This is a genomic window from Amycolatopsis sp. FBCC-B4732 (assembly GCF_023008405.1).
Classification (GTDB): Bacteria; Actinomycetota; Actinomycetes; order Mycobacteriales; family Pseudonocardiaceae; genus Amycolatopsis; species Amycolatopsis pretoriensis_A.
Genome location: NZ_CP095376.1, coordinates 535,994 through 562,533 on the forward strand (window position 1 = coordinate 535,994; position 26,540 = coordinate 562,533).

Annotated in this window: 24 protein-coding genes; 17 read left to right on the forward strand and 7 right to left on the reverse strand. The window is 71.2% G+C overall.

Annotated features, from left to right (window positions below; translation table 11 throughout):
- The first annotated feature begins 30 nt into the window (after positions 1–30).
- Complete coding sequence (locus MUY14_RS02105; RefSeq protein ID WP_247020220.1) at positions 31–1,476, forward strand: SagB/ThcOx family dehydrogenase; 1,446 nt, start codon at positions 31–33, stop codon at positions 1,474–1,476.
- A 68-nt stretch (positions 1,477–1,544) separates the two neighbouring features.
- A complete protein-coding gene (locus tag MUY14_RS02110) occupies positions 1,545–2,738 on the forward strand; it encodes a sensor histidine kinase (RefSeq protein ID WP_247020222.1) in 1,194 nt (397 codons plus the stop codon).
- Positions 2,739–2,970: 232 nt separating this feature from the next.
- Here MUY14_RS02110 and MUY14_RS02115 read toward each other — a convergent pair whose 3' ends face one another.
- Both MUY14_RS02115 and MUY14_RS02120 read right to left on the reverse strand, forming a co-directional pair.
- Complete coding sequence (locus tag MUY14_RS02115) at positions 2,971–3,576, reverse strand: DNA-binding response regulator (RefSeq protein ID WP_086860973.1); 606 nt, start codon at positions 3,574–3,576, stop codon at positions 2,971–2,973.
- Positions 3,577–3,849: 273 nt separating this feature from the next.
- Positions 3,850–4,602, reverse strand: coding sequence for a helix-turn-helix domain-containing protein (locus tag MUY14_RS02120; RefSeq protein WP_247020224.1), 753 nt, complete (start codon positions 4,600–4,602; stop codon positions 3,850–3,852).
- A gap of 453 nt (positions 4,603–5,055) precedes the next feature.
- Here MUY14_RS02120 and MUY14_RS02125 point away from each other — a divergent pair, with 453 nt between their 5' ends.
- Entirely contained in the window at positions 5,056–5,232 is a 177-nt protein-coding gene (locus tag MUY14_RS02125; protein WP_247020226.1) for a hypothetical protein, read from the forward strand.
- 315 nt (positions 5,233–5,547) lie between these two features.
- Positions 5,548–6,153, forward strand: a complete 606-nt coding sequence (locus MUY14_RS02130) for a DNA-binding response regulator (protein ID WP_247020228.1) — start codon at positions 5,548–5,550, stop codon at positions 6,151–6,153.
- Between the two features lie 52 nt (positions 6,154–6,205).
- On the opposite strand, the gene MUY14_RS02135 is transcribed toward MUY14_RS02130, so the two are convergent.
- Both MUY14_RS02135 and MUY14_RS02140 read right to left on the reverse strand, forming a co-directional pair.
- Entirely contained in the window at positions 6,206–8,611 is a 2,406-nt protein-coding gene (locus MUY14_RS02135; RefSeq protein ID WP_247020230.1) for a sensor histidine kinase, read from the reverse strand.
- 181 nt (positions 8,612–8,792) lie between these two features.
- On the reverse strand, positions 8,793–9,308 hold the full coding sequence (locus MUY14_RS02140) for a DUF899 family protein (protein WP_247020232.1): 516 nt from the start codon (positions 9,306–9,308) through the stop codon (positions 8,793–8,795).
- A gap of 162 nt (positions 9,309–9,470) precedes the next feature.
- Between MUY14_RS02140 and MUY14_RS02145 the strand changes: the two genes are divergently transcribed.
- Entirely contained in the window at positions 9,471–10,091 is a 621-nt protein-coding gene (locus MUY14_RS02145) for an L-threonylcarbamoyladenylate synthase (protein ID WP_247020234.1), read from the forward strand.
- 37 nt (positions 10,092–10,128) lie between these two features.
- Here the strand turns inward: MUY14_RS02145 and MUY14_RS02150 are convergent, their stop codons facing one another.
- Positions 10,129–10,794, reverse strand: coding sequence for a maleylpyruvate isomerase family mycothiol-dependent enzyme (locus MUY14_RS02150; RefSeq protein ID WP_247020236.1), 666 nt, complete (start codon positions 10,792–10,794; stop codon positions 10,129–10,131).
- A 127-nt stretch (positions 10,795–10,921) separates the two neighbouring features.
- On the opposite strand from MUY14_RS02150, the gene MUY14_RS02155 reads away from it, so the two are divergent.
- Together MUY14_RS02155 and MUY14_RS02160 are read left to right on the forward strand one after the other, a co-directional pair.
- Entirely contained in the window at positions 10,922–11,305 is a 384-nt protein-coding gene (locus MUY14_RS02155; RefSeq protein ID WP_247020238.1) for a YciI family protein, read from the forward strand.
- On the forward strand, positions 11,302–12,528 hold the full coding sequence (locus tag MUY14_RS02160; RefSeq protein WP_247020240.1) for an RNA polymerase sigma factor: 1,227 nt from the start codon (positions 11,302–11,304) through the stop codon (positions 12,526–12,528). The genes MUY14_RS02155 and MUY14_RS02160 overlap by 4 nt, the downstream gene beginning before the upstream one ends.
- 66 nt (positions 12,529–12,594) lie before the next feature.
- On the opposite strand, the gene MUY14_RS02165 is transcribed toward MUY14_RS02160, so the two are convergent.
- Both MUY14_RS02165 and MUY14_RS02170 read right to left on the reverse strand, forming a co-directional pair.
- Positions 12,595–13,293: a winged helix-turn-helix transcriptional regulator gene (locus MUY14_RS02165; RefSeq protein WP_247020242.1), complete on the reverse strand. Its 699-nt coding sequence runs from the start codon at positions 13,291–13,293 to the stop codon at positions 12,595–12,597.
- A gap of 67 nt (positions 13,294–13,360) precedes the next feature.
- Positions 13,361–14,167: an AfsR/SARP family transcriptional regulator gene (locus MUY14_RS02170; protein WP_247020244.1), complete on the reverse strand. Its 807-nt coding sequence runs from the start codon at positions 14,165–14,167 to the stop codon at positions 13,361–13,363.
- A 498-nt stretch (positions 14,168–14,665) separates the two neighbouring features.
- On the opposite strand from MUY14_RS02170, the gene MUY14_RS02175 reads away from it, so the two are divergent.
- From MUY14_RS02175 to MUY14_RS02220, 10 genes are all read left to right on the forward strand, one after another.
- Positions 14,666–15,571: a helix-turn-helix transcriptional regulator gene (locus MUY14_RS02175; protein ID WP_247020246.1), complete on the forward strand. Its 906-nt coding sequence runs from the start codon at positions 14,666–14,668 to the stop codon at positions 15,569–15,571.
- Between the two features lie 31 nt (positions 15,572–15,602).
- Positions 15,603–16,598 carry a DUF1702 family protein gene (locus MUY14_RS02180; RefSeq protein WP_247020249.1) on the forward strand — a complete coding sequence of 332 codons (996 nt, stop codon included), beginning with the start codon at positions 15,603–15,605 and terminating at the stop codon, positions 16,596–16,598.
- 133 nt (positions 16,599–16,731) lie between these two features.
- Positions 16,732–17,715, forward strand: coding sequence for a DUF1702 family protein (locus MUY14_RS02185; RefSeq protein ID WP_281506242.1), 984 nt, complete (start codon positions 16,732–16,734; stop codon positions 17,713–17,715).
- Entirely contained in the window at positions 17,712–19,685 is a 1,974-nt protein-coding gene (locus MUY14_RS02190) for a CRTAC1 family protein (RefSeq protein ID WP_247020250.1), read from the forward strand. The genes MUY14_RS02185 and MUY14_RS02190 overlap by 4 nt, the downstream gene beginning before the upstream one ends.
- A 1-nt stretch (position 19,686) precedes the next feature.
- Positions 19,687–20,691 carry an enediyne biosynthesis protein gene (locus MUY14_RS02195; protein WP_247020252.1) on the forward strand — a complete coding sequence of 335 codons (1,005 nt, stop codon included), beginning with the start codon at positions 19,687–19,689 and terminating at the stop codon, positions 20,689–20,691.
- The gene (locus MUY14_RS02200) at positions 20,688–22,064 is read left to right on the forward strand and encodes a cytochrome P450 (RefSeq protein ID WP_247020254.1); all 1,377 of its coding nucleotides are present in this window, start codon (positions 20,688–20,690) and stop codon (positions 22,062–22,064) included. Before MUY14_RS02195 ends, MUY14_RS02200 begins: the two co-directional genes overlap by 4 nt.
- Before the next feature lie 74 nt (positions 22,065–22,138).
- A complete protein-coding gene (locus tag MUY14_RS02205; protein WP_247025034.1) occupies positions 22,139–22,669 on the forward strand; it encodes a DUF5987 family protein in 531 nt (176 codons plus the stop codon).
- Positions 22,666–24,318: a GMC family oxidoreductase gene (locus MUY14_RS02210; protein ID WP_247020256.1), complete on the forward strand. Its 1,653-nt coding sequence runs from the start codon at positions 22,666–22,668 to the stop codon at positions 24,316–24,318. The genes MUY14_RS02205 and MUY14_RS02210 overlap by 4 nt, the downstream gene beginning before the upstream one ends.
- 76 nt (positions 24,319–24,394) lie before the next feature.
- Positions 24,395–25,456, forward strand: coding sequence for a carboxymuconolactone decarboxylase family protein (locus tag MUY14_RS02215; protein WP_247020257.1), 1,062 nt, complete (start codon positions 24,395–24,397; stop codon positions 25,454–25,456).
- A 194-nt stretch (positions 25,457–25,650) separates the two neighbouring features.
- On the forward strand, positions 25,651–26,445 hold the full coding sequence (locus tag MUY14_RS02220; RefSeq protein ID WP_247020260.1) for a TIGR03084 family metal-binding protein: 795 nt from the start codon (positions 25,651–25,653) through the stop codon (positions 26,443–26,445).
- The last annotated feature ends 95 nt before the right edge of the window (positions 26,446–26,540 follow it).

Here is a 26,540-nt window from a genome sequence, read left to right on the forward strand (position 1 = left end):
GTTTTCGCAGTTCGCTTGAGGAGTTCCGCCTTGCCTGCACACCGCCAGGAGGGGATCCCGGAGACCGTCCGGCTCTGGTCCCTCACCGAAGACACCCTGCTGGAGGCGGGGGACGACGACACGATCGTCGCCATCACCTGGTGGGGTGAGTACGAGCTGGCGGACATCCCCGGTCCGGTCCGTGAGTCGCTCGGCCGGATGGTGCTCGGCCCGGTCTCGATGGGCAACCTCGCCTCGTCGGCCAGCGGTGGCACCGAAGCCTGGGCGGGGGCGCTGCGCAAGGCGCTGAACCGGTTGTCCGGCTCGGTCGTGCACTCGCTGGCGCTCAACGACGGCCGCGGGCCCCTGCTTTCGGCGATCCCGGTGACGCAGTTCCCGGTCTTCCCGAGCGATCCGGTGCAACCGGGCCGGCTCATCAAGCTTTCGCGGTTCTCGGCCATGCGCCCGGACGGTGGCGGGCTGCTGCTCGAATCGCCCCGCGCCCGGTACCGCGTCGCGCTGCTGCGCCCGGCGGCGGTGACCGTCGCGTCGTCGCTCGCCCGGCCGGTCACCGTCGCCCAGGTCGCCGAGACGACCGGGCTGACCGAAGCGGTGGTGGCCGACATCGCGGCGTTCCTGGTGTCCGCCGGCGTGGTGCTCGCGGCCGACGACTGGGCGGAGTTCGCCGAGGACGGCGACGACGACCTCGCCGCCTGGTCGCCCGACGACCTGATGTTCCACGCGCGCAGCCGGACGTGGCAGAAGGGCGGGTCCTCGGAACCGGGGCCGCGCCGCACCGGCGCCGAGCCGCCGGTGGTCAAGCCGATCACGGCGGGCCCGACCTTCCCGTTGCACCGCCCCGACCCGGCGGTGCTCAAGGCGGCCGACCCGACGCTGAGCTCGCTGCTCGAAGAAGACCACCTGTGCCCCGAGGTCACCGAGCGCGCGTTGTCGGCCGAGCAGATCGGCGAGTTCCTCTTCCGCGCCGCGCGGGTGCGCTCGATCGGGCCGACGTACCTGCCCGGCGGGCCCGGCCACGAGGCGTCCCAGCGGCCGTACTTCAGCGTCGCCTGCCTGTACGAGCTCGAAATCTACGTCGCCGTCAACCGGTGCGCGGGCCTCGGGCGCGGGATCTACCACTACGACCCGCTGTGGCACACGCTGACGCTCATCAACGACGACGCGGTGGCGCTGGACGGCATGCTGGACCTGGCGATGATCGGCGCCGGCAGCCACCGCAGGCCGTCGGTGCTGCTGACGATGACCGCGCGGATGTCGCGGATCGCGTGGGTGCTCGGCAGCGCCGCATACGCGACGACCCTGCTGCACGTCGGCGCGCTCCAGCAAGTCCTGTACCTCACGGCGAAGGCGATGGGCCTCGCCGCGCACGCCGTGCCGGTCGACGCCGGCGACCGCGTCGACCGCTCGCTGAAGCTGGAGTGGCCCGCCGAAGTGAGCGTCGGCGAGTGCGTCCTCGACTTCCCCGGGGTCGGTTGACCCCTGAATCCGGCGGGCCGCCCTGTTACCTTGGAGTCACTGGGGTGCGGGGTGACGCGGGAGGGGCCGTGGTTTATCCGGTGCGGGTGCGCGGTGCACGGCTTCGGAGGCGGACCGCGCCGCTCGCGGGCGAGCGGCAGGAATCCCGCGCGCTCGTGCTCGGCGCGCAGGCCGTGGCCGCCGTCGGGGTGGCCGTGCTGGCCGCACTGCCGGTGCTGACCGGTGCCCAGCCCTGGTTCCTCAAGCCGATCGCGCTGGTGTGCGCCGCGGGGCTGGTGGCCGGGCACCTCGCCTGGTTCGCCCGTGGCCGCGTCCGGCGTCCGTGGCTGGCCCTGACCGTGCAGGCCGTGCTGGGATTCGGGCCGTTGCTGGCGCTCGGGGAGCCGTGGAGCACGGCGGGCGGCTTCTTCGCCGGCGGGCTGCTGCTGGTGTCCCCGCCGGCCAGAGCGGTGCCGTGGGCGCTGCTCGCGTGCGTCGTGGCCGGGGTCGTTTCGGCGCTGCCGGGCTGGCCGGCCGGGTTGCTCGACGCGGGGGTGGGGAGCGCGGTGTCGGCCGGGGTGGCGGCGCTGTCCCTATTCGGGCTCGCGACGGCCGCGCGGGTGGTCGCCGGGCGGGCGGAGGAGGTGTGCGAGCTGAAGCGCCGGACCATCGCCGAGGAACGCATGCGCTTCTCCCGAGACCTCCACGACCTGCTGGGATTGAGCCTTTCGGCCATCACCCTCAAGGGTGAACTCGTCGACCGCATGGTGCCCGGCAAGCCGGAGCTGGCCAAGGCGGAACTGGCGGAGCTGCTGGTGATGTCCCGGCGCGCGCTGGCCGACGTCCGCACGATCGCGGCGGGCTACCGCGAACTGTCCCTGGAAGAGGAGTGCCGCGCGGCGGCGGACGTGCTGAGCGCGGCGGGCACCCGCGTGACGGTCGCCCGCTCCGGCATCGGCGAGCTGCCGCCGCCGGTGGCCACGACGCTGGGGACGGTGCTGCGCGAAGGGGTGACGAACGTGGTGCGCCACAGCACGGCGAGCTGGTGCGCGTTCTCGGTGAGCACCGAGGACGGCACGGCCTGGCTGGAGATCGTCAACGACGGCGCGGGCGGCGCCGGCGGCGGTGGTGCGGGTTCGGGCGCGGGACTGCGGAACCTGGGCGACCGCGTGGCGGCGATGAACGGGACGTTGACGACGGAAGTGGGCCAGGACGGCACCCACCGCCTGCTGGTGGCGATCCCGGTCGGGTCGGTGCGCAGGGAACGCCCGAAGGCGAGCTGAGGCCGGCGGCCCGGCCTGCGCGGTGCCGGGCGGCTCGGTGGTCGCCGGGCTCGCTCACGCGCCCCCGATGTGGCGTTCGGTGCGTTGGACGCAACCAACGCCACATTGGGGCGCTCGCGGCTGGGCGCGGAGCGGGTGCGGGCGGGTGCGGGCGCAGCGGAGCGGGCGGGTGCGGGCGCAGCTGGGCCAGGCGGAGCGGGGTGGGCGAAAGCGCTTTCCGGGACCGGTGCGGTCAGAGCCACTCGGCTTCGGTGGCGATGCGGATCGCGTGGACCCGGTTGCGGGCGTTCAGCTTCGTCACCACCGCGGCCAGGTAGTTGCGGACCGTGCCCGCCGACAGGAACAGCTCGGACGCGATGTCGGCCACCGTCCGGCCGCGCGCTGCCAGTGACAGGATCTCGATCTCGCGCGGGGTCAGCGGGCAGTCGTCGGTTTCCCAAGCGGCCAGTGCCAGTTCGCTGTCGATGACCCGGCGTCCGATCGCGACCGAGCGGACCGCGTTCGCCAGCTTGTCCGACGGCGCGTCCTTGAGCAGGAAGCCGTTCACCTTGGCGTCCAGCGCGCGGCGCACCGTGCCCGGGCGGCCGAGGCTGGTCAGGATCAGCGTGTGGACGTCGGGCAGGCTCTCGTGGATCTCGATGGCGGCGGACAGGCCGTCCTTGCCCGGCAGGTCGATGTCGATGATCGCGACGTCGGGCTGTGCCGCCTTCGCGGCGGGCAGGATCTGGTCCCCCGTGGACACCTCGGCCACGACCTCGATGTCGGATTCGAGGTTCAGCAAGGCGACGAGCGCGCCGCGGACCATGTGCATGTCCTCGGCCAGCAACACCTTGATCACGACGGTACCTCGCACCCCAGTCCGACGACTCCGAACAGTAATTGTACGCCATTGCCCCGCACCGCCGGAGTTTCGCGGAAGTGAAACCCCGATCGCGCACCGGAGGAGAATGCCCCCTCAATTCCCGCGCGCTTACCCGAGATAGGCACTTACCCGCAATCCCGCGGCCGATGACGGCACGTTGGGCCGAACGGCCGCGGGTGCTCCCCAGTACCCCACGCCGCCCGCACCCCGGCGGGCGGCGGCTTCCCCAGTGACTCCCCAGTGCGTGCTTCAGCTCGCCAGCGAACGCGAAACGGCGGCCTGGCGCAGGTCCGGGAGGGCCAGCAGGACCGGCGGGTCGAAGCCGTGGCGCGGGCGCAGCCGGACGTCGGCCAGGCTCGCCGTGACGCCGCGCTGGATGGTCACCGGGCCGGTGAGGCCGGTGAACGGCCGCAGCCCCTGGTTGCCGTCCAGCGGGCAGCTGCCGAACGCGTGGGTCAGCACGTACCACGACCCCAGCGGAACGTCTGCCAGCGCGTACGGCCCGGGACCGGGCACGACGACGTGCCGGGCGGGGGTACCCTCGGCGATCCGGGCGCTGAAGAGCCCGATGAACACCGGCCCGACGTCGGCCGGCGAGGAAAGGCGCAGCTGCCCGCGCACCGTGGCACCCGAGCCCGGCTCGGCCTGCCGGTCGGCGATCCGCGGCGCCATGCCGTGCAGCTGGCGGTAACCGGACGGCGAGACGCCGACGCTGCCGCTGAACCGCGCGCTGAAGGTGCCGACGCTGTTGTACCCGACCTGGTGGCTGATGTCGGCCACCGAGATGACGGTGGTCGCGAGCAGGCGTTTCGCCTCCGCCAGCCGCAGCGCCGAGAGGAACCGGCCGGGCGAGAGCCCGGTGACCCGCAGGAACACGCGGGTGAAGTGGAACTTGCTGAACATGGCCGCGCGGGCGAGGTCGTCGATCGTGAGCCGCTCGCCCAGGTTGTCTCGCATGGTCACGATCGCTCGCGCCACAGCTTGCCGGACGATCTCATCCATGGTGGGCCGTCCTTCCGGTCGAGGATGCCGCCCGATCGCCCGCCGAAGCAGGCACCCGGTGCGGGAATTGATTTCGACTAAAACTGTAGATCCGCCGCCGTCTACTTCTTAAGTGCTCTGTGCACCGGTCGACGTGGATTTCACCGGTGGTCGACATGCGTTTTGCACATGCCCTGTTTGTGGGGGTTCGGGGCGGGTAGCCGACGTGCACCGGACGTGTGTCACCCGTGACGGTGATAGCAAAGCGCAGCCGGATGACCGCGCTTCGTCACGAAATCGGTGTGCTCAGCTCCCGATTCGACTTCTTGTTAGGCCGTTCGGAGTCCGCTCCGGAACCGCACGGACCATGTGTAAGCCACAGCGCCCCGATGATGCGGGCACTGGCTGTCGTTGCGTCCGTCGGCGACGATTTATGGCACGTGAAGCATTCATCTTCGCCACTGGGAGCAAAAAATGTCCGCACAGGTTTCTGCTGACGTCCGCGCACTTTTCGCCGATATGGGTATCGAGTTCGAGAAGGCCGCGACCGATCTGGCCATCGACCGCTTCGAGCAGTGGAGCAACCGCGGCGCCGACCTCCGTCCCGTCATGGGCACCATCTGCAACATGGACCTCCTCGAAGCCGCCTGAGGTCTGTTTGCGCAGTTCCTGACGGTGCCGAGCCGGTCTCGACGGATGCCTCCCGTGTCCGCTGCGACCGGCTCGTCGCATGTGGAGGGCCCGAGTGTCCACACTCGCCGGCCGGTGACTTTCCCACCGGACCGCCGGTACGCTCGTCACGGCCGGTAGCCGTCCGGTCGCGAGCTGGTATTTTTAACCTGGTACTTACCTGGTGCGGAGTATTCCCGCCGCGGTGACGGCAAAGTGGTGCCCGAATGGTGCAACCGATTCGTCAAGCAGAATGTTTAACTGAGCTTCTGGGGAATCGTGAGTGCGGAGGCACCCGTGATCAGAGTGCTGGTTGCCGAGGACATGCACATCGTGCGGGGCGCACTGGTCGCCCTGCTGCGGCTGGAGCCCGACATCGAGGTCGTCGCGGAGGTCGCGTCCGGGCTGGAGATCCTGCCCACCGCCAGGGCCAAGCAGGCGCAGGTGGCGGTCATCGACATCGACCTGCCGGGCAAGGACGGGCTCACGGCGGCCGGTGAGCTGCACGAACAGCTGCCGGAGTGCCGGACGCTCATCCTGACCAGCCTGGGCAGACCGGGGACGCTCCGGCGCGCGCTGGACGCCAAGGTGGGCGGGTTCCTGCTGAAGGACGCACCGCCCGACAAGCTGGCCAACGCCGTCCGCGGGGTCCTCGCGGGCCGCCGCATGGTCGACGGGGACCTGGCGCTGGCGGCCTGGGACACGGTGGACTGCCCGCTCACCGGCCGCGAGCTGGACGTGCTGCGGATGACCGCGCAGGGCTACGGGACCGTCGAAGTCGCCGCGCGCCTGTACCTGTCCGCCGGCACGGTCCGCAACTACCTGACGACCGTCGTCGCGAAGCTCAACGCCCGCAACCGGGTCGACGCCATCCGCATCGCCGAGGAGTCCGGCTGGCTCTGAGCCGCGGCATACTGGTCTGGACCATAAAGGTACAGACCAGTATGCCCGTGGTTCAGACCGGTACGACCGCGCGCAACCGGAAGCGGCCGTCCGGCTCGACCCCGGCGGTGAGTTCGCCGCCGAGATCGGCCACCCGGTGCGACAGGTTGCCGATCCCGCTGCCCGGCGAGGTGTCCCGCGACGCGACGACGACGTCCGGGCGCCGCGGTGCGGGCACCACCGGCTCTTCCCCGGCCGCGTCCGGCGCTTGAGGACGGTCGGGGCGGGTGCCGTTCCCGGTGCGCTCGACGCCGTCGTTGACGATGTCGAGGCAGATCCCGTTGTCCGTGCGGCGCATGGCGATCTCGCAGCTCTCGACCCGGCTGTGCCGCAGCACGTTCGTGACGCCTTCGCGCAGTACGACGGCGAGCACCGTCCGCACCGGCATCGGCAGGTCGTCCTCGAGCATCTCCATCCGCACCCGGACGTCGGCGGCCGCCAGCACGGACTTCGCGGTGCGTGACTCGCTGTCGAGGGACAGCTCGCGGTAGCCGCTGGCGACCGACCGGACGTCGGAAAGGGCTTGCCGCGTCAGGCCGAGCACTTCGGTCAGCTCCTCGGCGGCGCGGTCGCGGTCCAGCGGCAGCACCCGCGCGGTCAGCTCGCTCTTCAGCGCGATCGCCGACAGGCTCATGCCGAGCAGGTCGTGCAGGTCGCGGGCGAACCGGAGCCGTTCCTCGGCCAGCGCCATCTCGGCCAGCCGGCGCCGGGTGCTGTCGAGCTCGGCGACCAGCCGCACCAGCCACAGCAGCCCGAACACGGCCAGCCCGGTCATCACGGTCGCGGCGGTGTAGTAGACCGTCGAGATGACGTCCGCGCCGGAGAACCGCTGGATCTCGGCGTAGACGGCGATGTTCACCGCGAAGAACGCCCAGCCCGCCACCGGCGGCAGGACCAGCAGCCCGCTGCCGATCAGCAGCCCGGGCACGCTGACCCAGTTCGCGCCCAGCGGCAGCAGCGGCAGGTAGGTCAGGCAGATCTGGACGAAGAGCATGCCGTAGCTCTGCCCCGACCGCAGTTGCGTCGACGGCCGGTTGAAGTACGAGAACTGCAGGGCCAGCAGCGCCAGCACGCAGCCGACCACCAGCGTCACCTGCCACGCCTGGGTGGTCAGCTGGAGCACGTGCACGGTCGCGCCGCACCCCATGATGGCCATGCACGCCGGCAGCAGCCAGCGGATCCGCTTCGACTCGCTCGTGCCCTGCCGCTCGGTCTCGCGATCGGCGGAGCCCATCGTCCGGTCGGCCACCGGGAGGTCGACGCGCAGCCGGAAGCGGCCGTCCGCGCCGGCCTTCACGGTCGCGGTGCCGCCGAGCGCGGCGACCTCGTCGGGCAGGGCGGTCAGCTTGCTGTCCGGGGCGAGCGCGGCGTCGTCCGCCGTCACCCCGTCGTTGACGATCTCGAGGGTGACCTTGCCGTCGTGGTGCCGGACGTCGATCTCGCAGTGCTCGACTTCGCTGTAGCGCAGGACGTTCGTGACGCCTTCGCGCAGCACCCGCGCGAGCAGCGTGCGGGCCTGCACGGGCAGGTCGCCCTGGTCCAGGTGGATCTGCACGGCGATGTCGGAGGCCGACAGCAGCGTCTCGGCCGTCCGGGACTCCTTCTCCAGCGACAGCTCCCGGTAACCGTGGGAGACGGCCCGGACGTCGGAGAGGGTGCGCTGCGCGGTGGCGGTGATCTCGGCGAGCTCGGCCTTGGCGCGCTCGGTGGACTTGCGCATCAGCCGGTGCACCAGCTCGCCCCGGAGCGCGATCGCGGACAGGCTCAGCCCGAGCAGGTCGTGCAGGTCGCGGGCGAAGGCCAGCCGCTGCTCGGCGACCGCGCGCTGGGCCAGTTCGGTGCGGGCCTGGTGCAGTTCGTTGACCAGCCGGACGAGCCGGGCAAGCAGGTAGAACAGGAAGCAGTAGAAGGCGGCCGCGAGCCCGTTGTAGATGGCGGACAGCGGCTCGGCGTCGAAGATCCAGTAGACGAAGACGACGCTGAGGCAGACCGTCACGAGCGTGGGCCACGCCCACCGGGGCGGCAGCACGAGCAGCGCCGCGCCGCCGACGAAGTCCGGCATGTCCGCCCAGTAGACGCCGAAGGTCAGGATGGGGAGGTAGGCCAGGACGACGACGACGGCGAGCAGGACCCGGCTGGTCGCCGAGTCGAGCTGGGCGCTCGGCCGGCTGAACCACAGCAGCTGGATCGCGAGCAGCCCGGCGACGGCGGCGATCGCGTACACGGCGTGCAAGCCGTCGACCGACGTCGGCAGCAGGTTCACCACGCCGACCACACCAAACCCGGCGACCACGACGACGACGATCGCCGCCGCCAGGTAGGTGGCCAGCCGTGGCCGCCGGTCCGCCGCGGTCGTGCCGCGGGGCTCGGCGGTCGCTGAGCGCCCGGTGGGCGGCTCGAGTGCGGCGACCGGAGACATCAGTGCGGACCCCCCGGAGTCTGCGCGGCGGCCGGTCCGCTCGGGAGGCCGGAACCTGGACGCGGTGTGCATGGCGTGCGGTAGATCCTAACTCACGGGAGCGCGCCGAAAACGGTGCGAAAGCGCGCGGAACGGGCCCGGTGGCCCCTTCGGACACCGGGAATCGGAGGTGGCGGCCTGGTCAGCGGCCGTCCGGTGCGGGCGGGAACCCGAACGCGTGGGCGAGCAGGCCGAGGAAGTCGAGGCGGGGCACGGCGACCGACCCGGTGTGCAGCACCGAACCCTGCGCCAGCCGGAAGAAGCTCAGCCCGGACTCGTCGTCGTCCCACGAGTCGCTGCCCGCCGCACCGGGGATGTGGCGGGTCGCCGGGAAGTCGTCGGTGAACCGGGTGCCCGCGGCCGAGAACGCGGCGACGTCCCAGCCGAGGTGCCGCCGGTACTGCTCGACCTTGGCGTAGGGCGCGCGGGAGACCAGCACCAGCCGCAGGCCCGGGTCGTCCAGCGCCGCCGCGACGTCGGCGGCGGGCAGCAGGTCGGCGGGTCCGCTGTGGTCGGCCATCGGGTGGTGCACGGCCAGGCGCTGGTGACCGCCGAACAGCCCGGCCAGCGAAACGCGGCCCCGCGAACCTTCGAACAGGTACTCGGCCCCGGCGACTACGCGGGGGCGGTCCAGCTCCGGCACGGTCAGCTCCGTCATGACTCGTCCTCCCTGGCTTGGTCCCACAGCGGATTGTGAGCCGGTGCCGGGGCACGAGCCCAGCGTTCGGCCCGTGAACCGCAACCTAGGAGACGCGGGCGGCGTGTCGCTGCCGGTGGGGCCCGACGTGCCGGTCCGGGCGGGCGACCCTAGGCTCGGCCCATGGCACGCTATTTCGACCTGCACCCGGAGAACCCGCAGAAGCGGTCGCTGGGCCAGGTCGTCGAGATCCTCCGCGGCGACGGGCTGATCGCCTACCCGACCGACTCGTGCTTCGCGCTCGGCTGCCGGCCGGGCAACCGGGACGGGCTCGACCGGATCCGCAGCATCCGCAAGCTGGACCACCGGCACCACTTCACGCTGGTCTGCCAGGACTTCGCCCAGCTGGGCCAGTTCGTCATCGTCGACAACGCGGTGTTCCGCGCGATCAAGGCGGCGACGCCGGGCAGCTACACGTTCATCCTGCCCGCCACCAAGGAGGTGCCGCGGCGGCTGATGCACGAGAAGAAGAAGACGGTCGGCGTGCGCATCCCCGACCACCGCGTTACCCAGGCGCTGCTGGCCGAGCTCGGCGAACCGCTGCTGTCGAGCACGCTGCTGCTGCCCGGCGAGGGCGAGCCGATGACGCAGGGCTGGGAGATCAAGGAAGAGCTGGACAACGTCCTGGAAGCGGTCCTGGACTCGGGCGACTGCGGCGTGGAGCCGACGACGGTCGTGGACTTCTCCTCGGGGGAGGCGGAGATCCTGCGCGTCGGCGCGGGCGACCCGGCCCCCTTCGAGTGACGCCCGGTTGAGCACTCCGCGGCCGGCGGCGGTGGCGTCAGCTCTCCAGCAGCTCCAGCCATTCGGCCGTGTGCCGTCCGGTGAACGCCAGGTCCAGGTCCTCGGCGAAGCGGCGGCCGGTCACCAGCAGGCAGAAGTCCTCCGCCGGGCCGCTCACGCGGTCGGTCGCGTTCTCCGGGCCGAAGTCCCAGCGCGCTCCCGACGGGGCCACCAGCTCGAAGCGGAACGGCTTCGCCGGTGGCGTCTCCTGGTGGCGCCGGTAGGCGCGGTCCCTGGTCCGGACGCCGTAGTAGGCGACGTGGCCGATGGAGTCGTCGCGCTGGGGCTGGACGCCGAACAGGTCGGCGATGTCCTGGCCGCCGGCGAAGACCTCGGTCAGCACGGCCGCGGCGAGGACCGACGGGCGCAGCGGGCCGTCGCTCCACGGCAGCTCCGGCTCCGGTGGTGCCGAAGCCAGCAGGGCGTTGGCCTTCCGCTGCTCGATCAGCCAGACCAGGATCGCCTCGTCGAGCGAGTCGTAGGAGATCTGCGGCGTGACGCCGAACGCGCCGGGGTTCTCCACGCTGAGCCGGACCAGCCGGGCGGTCGACGTCAGCCGGGCGAAGTGCCCGGTGATGTTCGGCCCGGGACCGTACCCGTGGCGTTCGGCCAGTTCGGCCAGCGCCTCCGTCTCGGTCTGCAGGTCCGTGAACACGTCGGCCATCGGTGCCACCCTCCTGGGTCCGGGACTGCCCGGGTCCAGGCTGGCAGCCGGGCGCGCGGGGGCTCCACTCCGCGGTTGCGACGTCGGCCTCGGCTATGTTCGAGGCGCACGGACGAAGGGAGCGGGCGTGAAGTACCTGCTGGCGATGTACCTGAACCCCGACGTGATGGCGGGCCTGTCCGAGGCCGAGATGGACACCATCATGACCGGGCACCAGGATTTCATCCGCACGATCAGGGAATCCGGCGAGATGATCAGCACGCAGGCGCTCGGCGCGGTCGCCGACAGCTCCGTCGTGCGGGTGCGCTCGGGCCTGCCGGCGGTCACGGACGGGCCGTTCGTGGAGTCCAAGGAGTTCCTGGCCGGGTACTACCTCGTGGAGTGCGCGAGCAAAGACCGCGCGGTCGAGCTCGCGGCGATGATCCCGGACGCCGCGATCGAGGGCCTCGGCATCGAGGTGCGCGAAGTCGTCTTCTTCGCCGACGCCGAAACCGAAGTCCCCATGGCGTGACCGGCGTCGCCGAGGTCCTGCGGCCGCTGGTGCCGCAGGTGCTGGGCGTGCTCGTCCGCCGCTACGGCCAGTTCGACGCCTGCGAGGACGCCGTCCAGGAGGCCCTGCTCGCGGCGAGCGAGCAGTGGCCGGCCGAGGGGGTGCCGGACAACCCGCGCAGCTGGCTCGTCACGGTCGCGACCCGGCGGCTCACCGATCTCTGGCGCAGCGAAAGCGCCCGGCGGCGCCGGGAAGAGACGGTCGCCGTGCGCGAGCCCGCCGCGGTCGTCGCCGGCCCCGGCGAAGAGCGGCCCGCCGACTCCGACGACACGCTGACGCTGCTGTTCCTCTGCTGCCACCCCGCGGTTTCGGCGCCTTCGCAAGTGGCCCTGACGCTGCGTGCGGTCGGTGGCTTGACGACGGCGCAGATCGCGAGCGCGTTCCTGGTGCCCGACGCGACCATGACGCGCCGCATCACCCGCGCGAAGGAGAGCATCGCGGCGGCCGGCTCGACGTTCGGCGAACCTTCGCCCGCCGACTTCCCGGAGCGGCTTCGCGTGGTGCTCCAGGTGCTGTACCTGATCTTCAACGAGGGCTACACGGCGACGTCGGGGGAGAACCTGCTGCGCGTCGAGCTGGCGGCGGAGGCGATCCGGCTGACGCGCGCGGTGCGCGAGCTGGTCCCGGGCGAGGGCGAAGTGGCCGGGCTGCTGGCGCTGATGCTGCTGACGGACGCGCGGCGAGCGGCGCGCACCGGCCCGGACGGCGAGCTGGTCCCGCTGCCGGAGCAGGACCGCACCCGCTGGGACGCGGCGATGATCGCCGAAGGCGTCGAGCTGGTGCGTGCCGTGCTCGGCCGCGGCCCGATCGGGCCGTACCAGGTGCAGGCGGCGATCGCGGCGCTGCACGACGAAGCGCCGAGCACCGGAACGACGGACTGGCCGCAGATCGTCGAGCTGTACGGCGTGCTGGGCGAGCTCATGCCGGGCCCGGTGGTGGCGGTGAACCGGGCGGTCGCCGTCGCGCAGGTTTCGGGCCCGGAGGCGGGCTTGGCGCTGCTGGACGGGGTCGACGTCGCCCACCGGTCCGACGCGGTGCGCGCGCACCTGCTGGAAGAAGCGGGCCGCGCGGCGGAAGCGCGGGAGTGCTACCTCAGGGCGGCGAACCGGACCGGGAGCGGCCCGGAACGCCGTTATCTGCAAGCGAAAGCGGACCGGCTCGGCGGGGGCTCGCCGACGTCATGAAAGAGTCGTTCATGTCGTCTGGTGACATGAACGACTCTTTCATGACGTTCCCGGGTGGGGCGGACCTCAGCGGACCACGATGCCGGACGCCGGCTCCGGGGCCGCCGGGACGTGGAACAGCTGGGCGAACAGCTCGAGGTCCGACAGCTCGCCCTCGATCGCGATCTTGCCCGAGCGCAGCGCGGTGGGCGCGGTGAGCTGGCCGCTCATCAGGTCCAGCAGCGCCGCGCCGTGCACGGCCTTGATGACCAGGTCGGCACCGGCGAACCGGCCCTCGCCGACCTTGACCGCGCCGTCCTCGACGAGGGCGTGCACGATCATGCGGTCGTCGTAGCGGATCTCGAAGTTGATCTGGACGCCCTCCGCGCACTCGGCGCGGAACGTGGTGTACAGCGACAGGATCGCCGCGTCCAAGGTGAACACGTCGTCGGCGCCGGGGGCGTGCAGCGAGCGGGCGCCCCACAGGCCGAGGTCGAGCAGGATGTGGTCGAGCTCGCTGCCGTACTGGGTCAGCTCGTAGACCAGGCCCGCCTCCAGCTCGGCGCGGACGCGGCGGCGGATCACGCCGGTCGCCTCCAGCTCGTTCAGCCGGGCCGACAGGATGGACGGCGGGATCTTCGGCAGGCCGGCCTGCAGCTCGTCGTAGCGCTTCGCGCCGAGCACCAGATCGCGGATGATCAGCAGCGACCAGCGCTCGCCGATGAGTTCGAGCGCGCGGGCGACGCCGCAGAACTGGCCGTAGGCACGGGTGGGTGCAGTGGGCATCGAACGTTCCTCACTTCTTTCTCGGGCGATCCGACGGTTCGGCGGGTGCCGGGGAAGTCTGGGCGGATCAGCGGTGGTCGCCTTCGGAGATCAGCTCCCGGTGCAGCGTCTGCAGGTCGTCGCACGGTTCGACGCCCAGCTCCCCGGCCAGCCGGGACCGGAGTCTGCGGTAGACGGACATCGCGTCGGACCGCCGTCCGCTGCGCCCGAGCGCGCGCATCAGCTGCCCGTGCAGGGCTTCGTCGAGCGGGCTGCCCGTGGTCAGCGAACGCAGTTCGCCGATCAGCTCGCGGTGCCGCCCGCCGATGATCTCGGCTTCGATCCTCAGGTGCAGCACGCTGCGTCGCTGCTCCAGCAGTTCGGTCCGGTACGCGGACAACACCGGTCCACAGTGGACGTTCGCGAACGGCGTGCCGGACCACAGGTCCAGCGCCGCGCGGTAGGCGTCCGCGGCGGCCGAGTGATCGCCGGCGTCCTGGTGCTCGTGACCGATCTGCTGCAGCCGGGTGAAGTCGTACGTGTCCACCTGGGCCGGGTCGATGTGGAACGTGTAACCGGATTGTTTGGTGGTCAACATCTTTTCGCCGTCCCCCGCGAGCTTGTTCTGGTCGATGCACCGGCGGAGGTGGTAGACGTAGGTGTGCAGGGTGGTCCGGACCGTCCGCGGCGGGTTGTCCGACCAAAGCTCCCGGATCAGGGTGTCGATGTGTACCATCTTCCCCGGTCGCATCACGAGCACGGCCAGCAGCGCCAGCACCTTCGGCGTCGTCGGGGCGTAGTCGGTTCCCTCACGCAGCACTTCCAGCGGCCCCAGCACGGTGAAGCGGACGCCACCGGGGTCCGGCTCGTCGGTTCGCCGCTGTTCGGAGTACATGGCAGGCCTCCAGCATCATCAAAGCGTCCTCGTGCTCCCCAGGTCGTGCCGCGCGGCTCGGTGGACGGCCGAATTCCGGGCTTCTATCCGAATGTGACAGAGCCGGGCCGCCGCGGCCAGTGAGCCGCCCACCAGACTCCTCGTGCGTTAACCCCGCCCCCGCATGCGTTTCGCACGGTCCGGGTGTGCGTTGCGCATCCTCGGCCATCTGGCCGAACCAGGGGCCCGGCCCGTCCAGGGGGTCCCCGGAACGGACCAGACGGGACTCCCGCCGGACCGCGGACGATCAAGACGGCGGGTGTTGCGCACGCCCGGCCCGGGTGTTGCGCACGCCACACCCGGGTGGAATCCCCGCACCCGGGTGGGTGTCACGCGTCCGGGTTGGACGGACATCGGGATTCCTCAATCGCTCGTCGATCGATCTGCGAGATGTGGCGTCTTCCCTGGCTACAAGAGAACCAGGAGAACTGCCATCAGGGGAATTCGAGGTTTGGACTGATGATGTTGCGCTCTATAGCTGCTGTCGGGAACGACGGCGAGTTCGGTGAACCGCGCCGCGAGCCGGCGCTCGAGCGAGTGGAAAAGTCGGTCCGGCCCGCCGTCCTGCAAGCCATCTCTTCGATCCAGGAACGGTACTTCGAGCCGATCACGCTCGCGGAGCTGGCGTCGGAGGTGTTCGTCAGCCGGTTCCACTTCTCGCGGATGTTCGCCGAGGCCACCGGCGTCACACCCGGCCGGTTCCTCACCGCCGTGCGCCTGTTCGAGGCGAAGCGGCTGCTGCTGACGACGTCGCTGAACGTCTCGGACATCGTGTGCAGCGTCGGCTACAGCAGCGTCGGCACGTTCACCAGCCGGTTCTCGCGGGCGGTCGGGATGACCCCGACGCAGTACCGCGAGCCGCAGGTGGCCGAGCTGCTCGTCGCGATCTCGTCGACGTTCCAGCGGCTCCCGCCGCTGCGGACGCTGCGCGCGGCCGGCCGCAGCTGCGCCTCGCTGCAGACCGGCTCCGGCGTGCTGTCGCTGCAGCTGGACATGCCGCGCGGCTCGGCGCCGGCGGACACGCTGGTCGGGCTGTTCGCCGACCCGGTGCCCCAGTGCGGCCCGGTCGCCTTCGGCGGCATGGCCAACATGACCTCCGGCGACCTGACCATCCACGGCGTCCCGGCCGGGCGGTGGACGGCGATCGCGGTCGCCCAGCACCAGCCGGGCAACGCCGGGCCGCGGTTCTCGATCGGCTACTCGCCGGTGCAGGTGGCCCCGCACGGCCAGTCGACCGGCCGGGTCGGGCTGCGCGCTCCCGCGTCGACCGACGCGCCGATCGCGATCACGCTGGCGTCGAAGCAGTCGCCGTTCACCCAGCGGATGCTCGCCGCCCAGCGGCCGCACCTGCGCGCTGTCGCCTGATCCCCTTCGAACCGTAAGGACGACTACGACGATGTCCACTGTCATCGGAGTGCTCCGCAAGCGGGTGCTCGCTCCTTCGCTCGCCTCGGTCGGGTTCGCCGACCGCGGCTTCCCGGTCACCCACACCGACGCGACGGCCCGGCTGGAGGCGGTGCCGCAGGCGGTGGTGTGCGGGTTCGAGTGGGCCATCGAAGGGGCTTCGCTGTGGGAGATCGAGCGGCGCCTCGCGCTGATCGAGCCCGAGCAGCGCGGCTTCGCCTACGAAGGCGCCACGATGGGCTACACGATCCTCGACGCGATGCCCGGCGGCGGCCGCAACCGCACGCGCGAGCTGCTCGAAGGACCGGGCCGCCCGCACATCTTCCTGACCTACATCGGGATCGGCTTCGCGATGGCGCGGCTGCCGCGTCCACTGTGGAAGAACATCCTGCCCGAGCTGAGCGGGGTGGCCTACCACCCGGTGATGAGCTGGCTCGCCGTCGACGGCTTCGGCTTCGACCGCGCCTACTTCGACACCGAAAAGTGGGTCGGCGAGCAGGCCGAGCCACAGCCCTACCCGTGGGCGGGGCGCCCGGAGTACTTCGCGCGCGCCTTCGACCAGGGCGTCGGCCGGGCGCTGTGGTTCATCAACGGCGGCAACCCCGAAGCCGCGGCCGCCGCGGTCGGGCGGTTCGCCGAGGGGCGGCGGGCGGACCTGTGGAGCGGGGTCGGGCTCGCCGCGACCTTCGCCGGCGGGGCCGACCAGGCCGGGCTCGGCAAGCTGCGGCGGCTGGCCGGGGAGCACTACGACGAGCTCGCGCTCGGCGTGGTGTTCGCCGTCAAGGCCCGCACGTACTCCGGCTACGTCCCGGCCCACACGCACCTCGCGGCCGGCGTGCTCACCGACCTGTCGGTGCAGGGCGCGCAGAACCTCGCGGACCGCACCGAGCGGGCCGACGGCGAGGACGGGCCGGAACCCGCGTACGAGCTGTGGCGGCAGCGGATCCGCGACGAATTCGACGTCGCCGCGAAGCGTCGCGCGAGCTGAGGCGGATTCCGCACTCGCGGAGAGGCCAGGCCCGCCCACGCAAATGTGGAGTAGAGCGCTGACCAGCGAATCTGTGACCGTAGAAGGCGAAGAAGCGACACCTTCCTATTCGACCCGTAAGGGGGAGAGTGCGTTGGGCAATGGTTGGCGCGCGCTCAGACGGCGCATCCTGACACCGAATGTCTCGGAGACCTCGCTGGAGAAGCGGGGTTTCCACCGGAAGAGCCCAGCCGCTCAAGAACGGCTCGAGACGGTCGGGGAGAAGTTCCTCCTCGGTTACGCACACGCGGTCGAAGCCCGGTCGGTCGAGCAGGCCGAAGAATGGCTCGAGCAGATCCCGACGCAGTTCCGCGGGTTCGCCTACGAGGGCGCGGGAATGGGGTACGGCGTTCTCGACGGGCTGCCCTTCGGCAAGAGCACCAACATCGCCGAGTTCCTGGCCGGCCCGGGTGAGAAGCACGACTACATCATCTACGTCGGGGTCGGCTGGGCGATGTGCCGGCTCCCGCGGTTCGCGTGGCCGAAGGCGTCGGCCTTCGACCCGCTGCTGCGGTGGCTGGTGCTCGACGGCTACGGCTTCCACCAGGCGTACTTCAAGACCGAGAAGTACATCCGGCAGCAGCACCAGGACCAGGGCTTCTCCTGGCCGGACCGGCGCTACGACGGCTACGCGCTGCGGGCCATCGACCAAGGCATCGGCCGGGCGCTGTGGTTCATCTGCGGCACCGACGTCGAGCTGGTGACCAAGACGATCGAGGAGTTCCCCGAGTCGCGCCACGGCGACCTCTACGCCGGGGTCGGGCTGGCCTCGACCTACGCGTGCGGCGTCACCGCCGACGAGCTGGCGGAACTGGTCGACCGGGCCGGGATCCACCACGGGCCGCTCGCCCAGGGCAGCGCGTTCGCCGCCGAGTGCCGGGTGCGCGCGGGCCTGATGATCCCGGAGACCGAAATGGCGGCCCAGGCCATCTGCGGGATGTCCGCCGAACGCGCCGCGGCCATCACGCAAGAGGTCCGGCCGGCCGTGGTCGTCGACGGCGACGACGTCCCGGCGTTCGAAACCTGGCGGCAGCGGATCGCCGAAGAAGTGCTGACCCACGGAGGGAAGAACAAATGACCGCGACCTTCGGCTGGCTGCGCAAGCAGCTGGCGGGCATCGTGGCGCTGGTGCTGGTCCTCGGCCTGTTCCTGGTCGCACGGCTGCCCAGCGTTTCCGCCGCCGAACAGGACAAGCTGGCGGACCAGTTCCACTTCACGCCGATGACGATCGCGCTGCCCGCGGCCACGAAGTCGCAGTCGATCCGCACGGTGAACAAGGAGTACGAGCACATCGCCGCGTGGATCTCCTCGGTCGGCGCCGCGATCGCCATCAACGACATCAGCGGCAGCGGCAAGGCGAACGACCTCTGCCTGGTCGACCCGCGCAGCGACCAGGTCGTCATCACGCCGGCGCCGGACTCCGGCCCGCGGTACGCGCCGTTCGCGCTCGACCCCGCCCCGGCGCTGCCGACGTGGGACTACATGGCGCCGATGGGCTGCGTGCCCGGTGACTACAACGAGGACGGCCGCACCGACATCCTGGCCTACTACTGGGGCCGGACCCCGGTGCTGTTCCTGCAGAAGGCGAACGCGACCAAGTTCGACGCGTCCGCGTTCCAGCCGACCGAACTGGTGCCGGGCAACCACCGCGGAGCCGACGGCAAGTACAACGGTCCACTGTGGAACACCGACTCCGTCACCATCGGCGACTTCGACGGCGACGGCCACGTCGACATCTTCGTCGGGAACTACTTCCCGGACAGCAAGGTGCTCGACCCGAACGCCGACGGCGGCATCACGCTGAACCAGTCGATGTCGCACGCCACGAACTCCGGCGGCAAGTTCATCTACCGGTGGACGGGCGCCAAGTCCGGGGCGAACCCGTCGGCGAGCTTCGTCGACGCGTCCCAGGGGATCCCGGAGAGCGCGCGCCTCGGCTGGACGCTGGCTTCCAGCGCCACCGACGTCGACGGGGACAACCTGCCCGAGCTCTACATCGCCAACGACTTCGGGCACGACCACTTCCTGTACAACAAGTCCACGCCGGGCCACGTCGAGTTCGGCGAGGTCAACGGGGTCCGCGGGATCGCCGACCCGAAGTCGAAGGTGCTGGGCCACGACTCCTTCAAGGGGATGGGCGTCGACTTCGGCGACCTGAACCACGACGGCCTCTACGACCTGTTCGTCAGCAACATCACGACGTCGTGGGGCATCGAAGAGTCGAACTTCCAGTTCATGAACCGGGCCAAGGACAACGCGGACCTCACCGCGCAGCTGAAGGACGGGGTCGCGCCCTTCCACGACGACAGCGGCTCGGCGGGCACGGCGTGGTCCGGCTGGGGCTGGGACGTCAAGATCCAGGACTTCAACAACAGCGGCGAGAACCAGATCGCCCAGGCGACCGGGTTCGTCAAGGGCCAGGTCAACCGCTGGCCGAACCTGCAGGAGATCGCGACCGCGCACGACGGCCTGCTGTCCAACCCCTTCTGGTGGCCGAACGCCCGCGCCGGTGACGACATCGGTGGCGACCAGACCCTGCACTTCTTCGTGAAGAGCGCCGACGGCCGGTACGTCGACCTCGCGCCGAAGCTGGGCCTGGCGGTGCCGGTCCCGACCCGCGGCATCGCCGTCGGCGACACCGACGGGGACGGCCTGCCCGAGTTCGCGGTGGCGCGGCAGTGGGAGCAGCCGATCTTCTACCACAACGACAGCCCGAACCCCGGCAAGTTCCTGCAGCTGAAGCTGACCACCGACGCCCCGGTGGCGCCCGGCCCGCTGCCCGCGGCCGGCCCGCCCGCGATCGGCGCCCAGGTCACCGTGACGACCTCGGACGGCAAGAAGTACCTCGGCCGGGTCGACGGCAGCAGCGGTGAAGCCGGCCGGCGCAGCTTCGACATCCAGATCGGTCTCGGCCAGAACGTCAGCGGCCCGCTCGACGTGCACCTGCAGTGGCGGGACCGGACCGGGCAGCTGCGGACGCAGGACCTGAAGCTCGAACCCGGTTGCCACATGTACCAGCTGGGCTCCACGGCGAAGGAAGCGATGTGACATGGCCACCCCGACTCTGACCAAGGTGGAGAGCGCGCCACCGAAGCGGACCAACAAGGTCATCACCGCACTGCGGCGCTTCGCGATCTCGATCACGATCTTCAACATCGTCGGCTACACGTTCCTCGGCTTCGAGCAGCCGTACCTGTACCCGTTCGTCGCGCTGGCGACCGCGTACACCACGGAGATCGTGCTCGAGATCATCAACTCCCGCGTGACCAAGCGCGACGTCCGGTTCCGCGGCAACGGGTTCAAGGGGCTCGTCGAGTTCCTCCTCCCGGCGCACATCACCGGTCTCGCGCTGAACATGCTGACCTACGTCAACGACCGGATCTTCGTGATGATCTTCGGGGTCGTCGTCGCCGTCGGTGCGAAGTGGGTGCTGCAGGCTCCGGTGTACGGCCGGATGCGGCACTACATGAACCCGTCGAACTTCGGCATCACGATCATCCTGCTGGTGTTCCCGTGGGCGAGCATCGCGCCGCCGTACCACTTCACCGAGCAGATCCCCACCTGGGGCGGCTGGCTGATCGTCGGCATCATCCTGGTGTCGGGCACGGTGCTCAACGCGTTGCTGACCAACCGCATGTGGCTGATCCTGGGCTGGCTGAGCTTCTTCGTGGTCCAGGCCTTCGTCCGCGGCTGGATCTTCGGCACGTCGATCCCCGGCGCGCTGGCGATGGGGACCGGCGTCGCGTTCGTGCTCTACACCAACTACATGGTGACCGACCCGGGCACGTCGCCGTCGAAGCCGTTCTCGCAGTTCGCCTTCGGTTCCGGCGTGGCGCTGGCGTACGGCTTCTTCACCGCCGTGCACGTGGCCTACGGCCTGTTCCTGGCCACCGCGACCGTCTGCCTGATCCGCGGGATGTTCCTGTGGGGCCTGCACTTCTCGAACAAGGCCCGCATCAAGTTCGAAGCCGACCAGGCCGCGCAGAAGGCGAAGCTCGAACTCGCCGCGGCCCCGCCGGCCGAGGACGAGAAGCCGGGAGCCGTCGCGGCATGACGGGTCCCACGGACGACACCCGGGCGGCGCGCACCGCGCCGCCCGGGCCGCCGCGCCGAGCGACGCTCCGGTTGCTGAAGCAGCTCTTCACCGACCGGCTCGCGCTCATGGGCGACAACGCCGAGGCCTACGGCGACGTCGTCCGCATCGCCATCGGACCGAAGGCGATGTACCTGGTGAACCACCCGGACCTGGCGAAGCACGTGCTCGCGGACAACGCGGCGAACTACCACAAGGGCATCGGCCTGCAGGAGGCCCGCCGGGCCCTCGGCGACGGCCTGCTCACCAGCGACGGGGAGACCTGGCGCAAGCAGCGCCGGACGATCCAGCCGGTGTTCCAGCCCAAGCGGATCTCGCGGCAGGCGGGCATCGTCGCCACGCAGGTCGAGGCGCTGATCGAGCGGCTCGCCGCGCACGACGGGCCGGTCGAGATCCTGCACGAGATGACCGGGCTGACCCTCGGCGTGCTCGGCAGGACGCTGCTCGACGCCGAGCTGGGCGGGTACGAAACGCTCGGCCACTCGTTCGAGGCCGTGCAGGACCAGGCCATGTTCGAGGCGGTCACGCTGAGCATGGTCCCGCAGTGGGTGCCGCTCAAGAAGCAGCTGCACTTCCGGACCGCGCGGGAGGACCTGCGCCGAATCGCGGACGAGCTGGTCGACGAACGACTCGCGAACCCGGTCGAGAACGGCGAGGACGTGCTGTCCCGGCTCATCGCGTCGGGTTCGGGCGACGGCGCGTCGCGCGAACGCATGCGCGACGAGCTGATCACCCTGCTGCTCGCCGGCCACGAGACCACCGCGAGCACGCTGGGCTGGGCGTTCCACCTGATCGACGAGCACCCGGAGGTCGGCGAGCGGCTGCACGCCGAAGCCGTCGAGGTGCTCGGCGACCGGCTGCCCGAGCACGAAGACCTGCGGCGGCTCACGTTCACCGTCGCGGTGGTCGAAGAGGTCATGCGGCTCTACCCGCCGGTGTGGCTGCTGCCGCGGATCGCCCAGGCCGACGACGAGATCGGCGGGTACCACGTGCCGGCCGGCTCCGACGTCGTCGTGGTGCCCTACACGCTGCACCGGCACCCCGAGTTCTGGACCGACGCCGAACGCTTCGACCCGGACCGGTTCACCGGCGCGGAGCGGCCGCCGCGGTACGCCTACCTGCCCTTCGGGGCCGGGCCGAGGTTCTGCATCGGCAACAGCCTCGGCGTGATGGAGGCGGTGTTCGTGCTGGCGATGGCGGCGCGGGACCTGCAGCTGCGGAAGGTGCCGGGCAAGGTCGTCGACCCCGAAGCGATGCTCTCGCTGCGGGTGCGCGGCGGGCTGCCGATGACCGTGCACCGCCGGGAGCGGACGCGGCGCGCCGAAGCCGCCTGAACTCTACTGTGGACATTCGATGAGGAGGTAGGCCGGTGCAACCCGAGGCCACCGAAGAAGAACGCGTCATGAACATGACTCTCGAGGCCTACGCGGACACGATCGTGCCCGGGGAGAAGCGGTACCCCGAAGACCGCGCGATCGCCGGGGCCGCGCCCGGGCCCGGTTCGGTCGCCGCGGGCGCGCTCGAGCTGCTGAACTTCGACGCGACCGGCGTCACGGCCGGCCTGCCCTACCTCGCGCAGTCGCTCAACGACCACGCGAAGGCGTACGCGGGGGAGGTGGAGCTGGAGCTCGACCACGACGTCGCGCCGTTCGTCGCGCTGCCCTACGAGCACCGCCGCGAGCTGGTGCACCGGCTGACCACGCCGGGGCACCCGGAGAAGGACGGCTGGGTCAGCCTCGCGCTGTTCTGCAACATGGCCTTCGACAGCGCCGCGCACAAGCACACCGCCGAGGCCATCCGCGAGGGCCACCCCGGCCTGCTGGCGCTGGGCTACACCGCGCCGGACGCGGACGGGTTCTGGCGGTTCCCGAAGTACGGCTACGGCCGCAAGCTGGCCGAGCTCCACCCCGACACCACGCCCTCCGGGAGCCCCGCATGAGCGCCATCGAGAAGACCGACGTCGTCATCGTCGGCAGCGGTTTCGGCGGTTCGATCCCGGCCTACCACCTCGCCGCCGGCGGGGCTAAGGTGACCGTGCTGGAGCGCGGGCCGTGGCTGGCCGCGGCCGACTTCGAGCACGACTACCTGCTCGGCTCGTCCTACACCCGCGCGTTCGACTTCGTCGTCGGCGACGGGATGAGCGTGCTGGGCGGCAACTGCGTCGGCGGCGGCAGCGTGGTGTACTTCGCCGCGATGCCGCGCGCGCCGCGGTTCGTCTTCGAGCGCCACGGCAGCATCGGGCGCCGGATGTGGCCGTCGGTCATCTCCCGCGACAGCCTGGAGCCGTGGTACGACCGCGTCGACGAGTCGATCCCGGTGTCCAAACAGGACTGGAGCGACGTCTCCTACGCCGGTGGCCTGTGGGCGGCGGCCTGCAACCACTCGGGCCGCACGGCCAACCCGGCGCCGGTCGCGGTGGACAACGACACCTGCGTCAACTGCAACTTCATGATGGCGGGCTGCAAGTTCGACGCCAAGCGGTCGATGCTGACGAACTACCTGCCCGCGGCCCTGTCCCACGGCGCCGAGATCCGGCCGCTGCACGAGGTCGAACGGCTCGAGCGCACCGAGGACGGCAGCTACCGCGTCCACTTCGACATCGTGGACGAAGAGGACTACCGGGTGCACACCGGCACCGGCGTGATCGAGGCGAAGGTCGTCATCATCGCCGCCGGTGCCGGCGCGACCCCGGTCATCCTGCAGCGGTCGGAGGCGGCGCTGGGCGAGATGCCGCACGGCGTCGGCCGCTACTTCTCCGGCAACGGCGAGCGGCTCAACACCGCGATCATCGACGAGGACCGCGTCCGCGAGGTGCTCGGACTGTCCCGTGAGGACGGTCCGGTCTACTCGGCCAACCACATCGGCAAGGGCCCGACGGTCGCGAACTGGGACAAGCTCGACGGATCGCTGCCGGAGTACGAGCGGTACTCGCTGGAGCAGCTGTACTTCCCGCCGGGCCTGGGCACCATCCTCGCGCAGGTGCCCGGCGGCGAGGAGCCGCGCTGGTACGGGGCGGAGAAGAAGGAAATCCTGAAGCAGTGGGCCAACTGGCTCACGATCTTCTTGATGACCGAGGACGACAACGAAGGCGTCTTCGGCACGCCGCCGCCGACCGGCAACGCGTACCGGATCTCCCAGCAGATGCTCGGCCGCGGCCCGCTGCGCTACGACCCGACGGAGAACACCCGCCGGGGCTGGGCACTGGCCGACGCCGACTGCAAGGCGATCATCGAGAAGGACGGCCTGGCCAAGGTTTCGCCGTGGACCAACGACGTCGTCGGGGCGTACACGGTGCACCCGCTGGCGTCCTGCCGGATCGGCGACGACGCGGCGACGTCCGCGCTGCACCCGAACCACGAGCTGCGCAACCACCCGGGCATCTTCGTGACCGACAGCGCGTCGGTGCCGGGTGCGCTGACGGTCAACCCGGCGATGACCATCGCGGCACTGGCCGAGCGCTCGATCCCGGGCATCGTGCGGGAGCTGCAGTCGCGCGGGGTCGACGTGAAGTACGGCGCGCCGTCCCCGGACGGCTCGATCACCGGGCGGCGCGCGGTGTCCAAACTGGACCTGGTCGCGGGCAACTGAGGCACGGCACCACCGTTCGCGGACTCGCGCACTCGACCTGGGGTGCGCGAGTTCGCCGTTTTCAGGAGGAGGGGTCATGGCTCCGGGTTTGGTCAGGATCGCGCTGCGGCGGACGCTGCGGGACGTGAAGTACGTCGAGGTCGTGCGCCCGGGGCGGGCGCGGGGGCTCGTCAAGGACGTGTACCGGCAGGTCGAGCGGGACTTCGGGATGCTCGCGCCGCCGATGGCGCTGCACTCGCCTTCGCCGGAGGTGCTCGCCGCGGCCTGGGTCGTGCTGCGGGAGTCGCTCGTGGCCGGCGGGACCGCGAGCCGCGCCGGCAAGGAAGTCGTCGCGGCCGCCGTTTCCGCGGCCAACGACTGCCCCTACTGCGTCGAGGTGCACGGGATGGCGCTCGGGTCGCTGGGGGATCCCGCGGCCGCGGCGGCCATCGAGGCCGGGGACGTCGGGGCCATCCCGGACCGCGACACGCGGGCGCTGGCGGCCTGGGCGCGGGGCGAGGGTCCGCTGCCCGCGGACGTCCCCGACGGCGCCGCCGCCGAGTTCACCGCGGTCGCCGTCGCCTTCCACTACCTCAACCGGGTGGTGAGCGTGTTCCTCGGCCCTTCGCCGCTGCCGGAGAGCGTTCCGCCGCAGGCGCGCGCGAAAGCCAAGGCGGTACTGGGCTTCCTGCTCAAGCCGGGTGCGCCGCCGCCGGCCGGGCGGGCGCTGGAACTGCTGCCCGCCGCGGCCGGGGACGGGCCGGGCTGGGCACTTCCGGGGGACACGCTGCCGGACGCCTTCGCGCGCGCCGAGGCGGCCGTGGCGGCCGCCGGTGAGCGCTCGGTGCCGTTCCGGGTGCGGGAGCTCGTCCGGCGGGAAGTCAAGGCGTGGGACGGGAAACCGCCGGGGCTGAGCCGGGCCTGGGGCGAGCCGGTGCTCGCCGAGCTGCCTGCCGGAGAACGGGCTGCCGGACGGCTGGCGCTGCTCACCGCCAAGGCCGCGTACCAGGTCGGGGCCGACGACGTCGCCGCCGTCGGCGCGTCCGATCGCGGCCTGGTGGAGCTGGTGTCGTGGGCCGCTTTCACCGCGGCCGTGGCGGCCGGCGAGCGCCTGCCGGTCCGCCCGCCAAGAGAAGACCCTGCAGGTCGGCGCGGGTGATGATCGGAAGGTCGGATCGCCCGCCGGGGCGCGCAGCACCGGGACACACAGAAACTCCGGGACCGCGTCGCCGCCCCGAGCGGCAGCCGATCTGCTCAGGCCGGCGGTCGCCGCACGGTGGCGCCCTTACCCCCGCCCCGCGCGGCGGCCGCCGGCTCACGAGAAAGACGTCGCATCGGTGAAAGGACTGACAGGTGACTGACACCACGGGCGTGATCGCCGACCTGACCGCCGAGGCCGCCGAGGTGGACGCGCTCGTCGCCGGCCTTTCCGAAGCGGAGTGGGACACCCCCACGCCCGCGCCCGGCTGGCCGGTCCGGCACCAGATCGGGCACCTCGCCTTCATCTTCCGCATCGCCGGCCTCTCGGCCGCGCAGCCGGAAGCCTTCGTCGCCATGACGAAGTCGCTCAAGGGCGGCTTCGAGGCCGCGGTGAACGCCGCGCTGGAGGACTACGTCCACGACCCGGCCGAGGTCCTGCTGACCCGCTGGCGCGCCGAGCGGGACGCCGGCATCAAGGCCCTCGCGGCCGTGCCCGGTGACCAGCTGGTGCCGTGGCTGGTCAACCCGCTGCCGCCGTACGTGCTGGCGTGCGCCGGGATGATGGAGGCCTTCGGCCACGGCCAGGACATCGCCGACGCGCTCGGCGTGCGCCGCGAGCGGACCGACCGGATCAAGCACCTGGTCGGGTTCGCCGTGCGCGTGCGGGACTTCGGTTACGAGGCGCGGAACCTGAAGCCGCCGGCCGAGGAGTTCCGGTTCGAGCTCACCGCGCCCTCGGGCGCGCTCTGGACGTTCGGGCCCGAGGACGCGACCCAGCGGGTCAGCGGCAGCGCGGCGGACTTCTGCCTGCTGGTGACCCGGCGGCGGCACCGCTACGACCTCGACGTGCGGGCGCAGGGCACGCTGGCGGACCAGTGGCTCGACATCGCCCAGGCTTACCGCGGGCCGGCCGGCCAGGGCCGCAAGCCCGGCCAGTTCGACGCCTGAAAATCCATTGTAGACGGTGCGGGTCCCTTGTCCCAGCGTGCTGACGTGCGCGCCGCGGGCAGGGAGAGAGAAGACCGCCCGCACCGGCCGGGAGA

What these genes read in the sequence shown, in the direction of transcription:
- MUY14_RS02120 (WP_247020224.1), bottom strand. Translation starts at nt 4,602, where the DNA reads ATGGATGAGATCGTCCGGCAAGCTGTGGCGCGAGCGATCGTGACCATG.
- MUY14_RS02125 (WP_247020226.1), top strand. Translation starts at nt 5,056, where the DNA reads ATGTCCGCACAGGTTTCTGCTGACGTCCGCGCACTTTTCGCCGATATG.
- MUY14_RS02135 (WP_247020230.1), bottom strand. Translation starts at nt 8,611, where the DNA reads ATGTCTCCGGTCGCCGCACTCGAGCCGCCCACCGGGCGCTCAGCGACC.
- MUY14_RS02140 (WP_247020232.1), bottom strand. Translation starts at nt 9,308, where the DNA reads ATGACGGAGCTGACCGTGCCGGAGCTGGACCGCCCCCGCGTAGTCGCC.
- MUY14_RS02145 (WP_247020234.1), top strand. Translation starts at nt 9,471, where the DNA reads ATGGCACGCTATTTCGACCTGCACCCGGAGAACCCGCAGAAGCGGTCG.
- MUY14_RS02150 (WP_247020236.1), bottom strand. Translation starts at nt 10,794, where the DNA reads ATGGCCGACGTGTTCACGGACCTGCAGACCGAGACGGAGGCGCTGGCC.
- MUY14_RS02165 (WP_247020242.1), bottom strand. Translation starts at nt 13,293, where the DNA reads ATGCCCACTGCACCCACCCGTGCCTACGGCCAGTTCTGCGGCGTCGCC.
- MUY14_RS02170 (WP_247020244.1), bottom strand. Translation starts at nt 14,167, where the DNA reads ATGTACTCCGAACAGCGGCGAACCGACGAGCCGGACCCCGGTGGCGTC.
- MUY14_RS02175 (WP_247020246.1), top strand. Translation starts at nt 14,666, where the DNA reads ATGATGTTGCGCTCTATAGCTGCTGTCGGGAACGACGGCGAGTTCGGT.
- MUY14_RS02180 (WP_247020249.1), top strand. Translation starts at nt 15,603, where the DNA reads ATGTCCACTGTCATCGGAGTGCTCCGCAAGCGGGTGCTCGCTCCTTCG.
- MUY14_RS02190 (WP_247020250.1), top strand. Translation starts at nt 17,712, where the DNA reads ATGACCGCGACCTTCGGCTGGCTGCGCAAGCAGCTGGCGGGCATCGTG.
- MUY14_RS02195 (WP_247020252.1), top strand. Translation starts at nt 19,687, where the DNA reads ATGGCCACCCCGACTCTGACCAAGGTGGAGAGCGCGCCACCGAAGCGG.
- MUY14_RS02200 (WP_247020254.1), top strand. Translation starts at nt 20,688, where the DNA reads ATGACGGGTCCCACGGACGACACCCGGGCGGCGCGCACCGCGCCGCCC.
- MUY14_RS02205 (WP_247025034.1), top strand. Translation starts at nt 22,139, where the DNA reads ATGACTCTCGAGGCCTACGCGGACACGATCGTGCCCGGGGAGAAGCGG.
- MUY14_RS02210 (WP_247020256.1), top strand. Translation starts at nt 22,666, where the DNA reads ATGAGCGCCATCGAGAAGACCGACGTCGTCATCGTCGGCAGCGGTTTC.
- MUY14_RS02215 (WP_247020257.1), top strand. Translation starts at nt 24,395, where the DNA reads ATGGCTCCGGGTTTGGTCAGGATCGCGCTGCGGCGGACGCTGCGGGAC.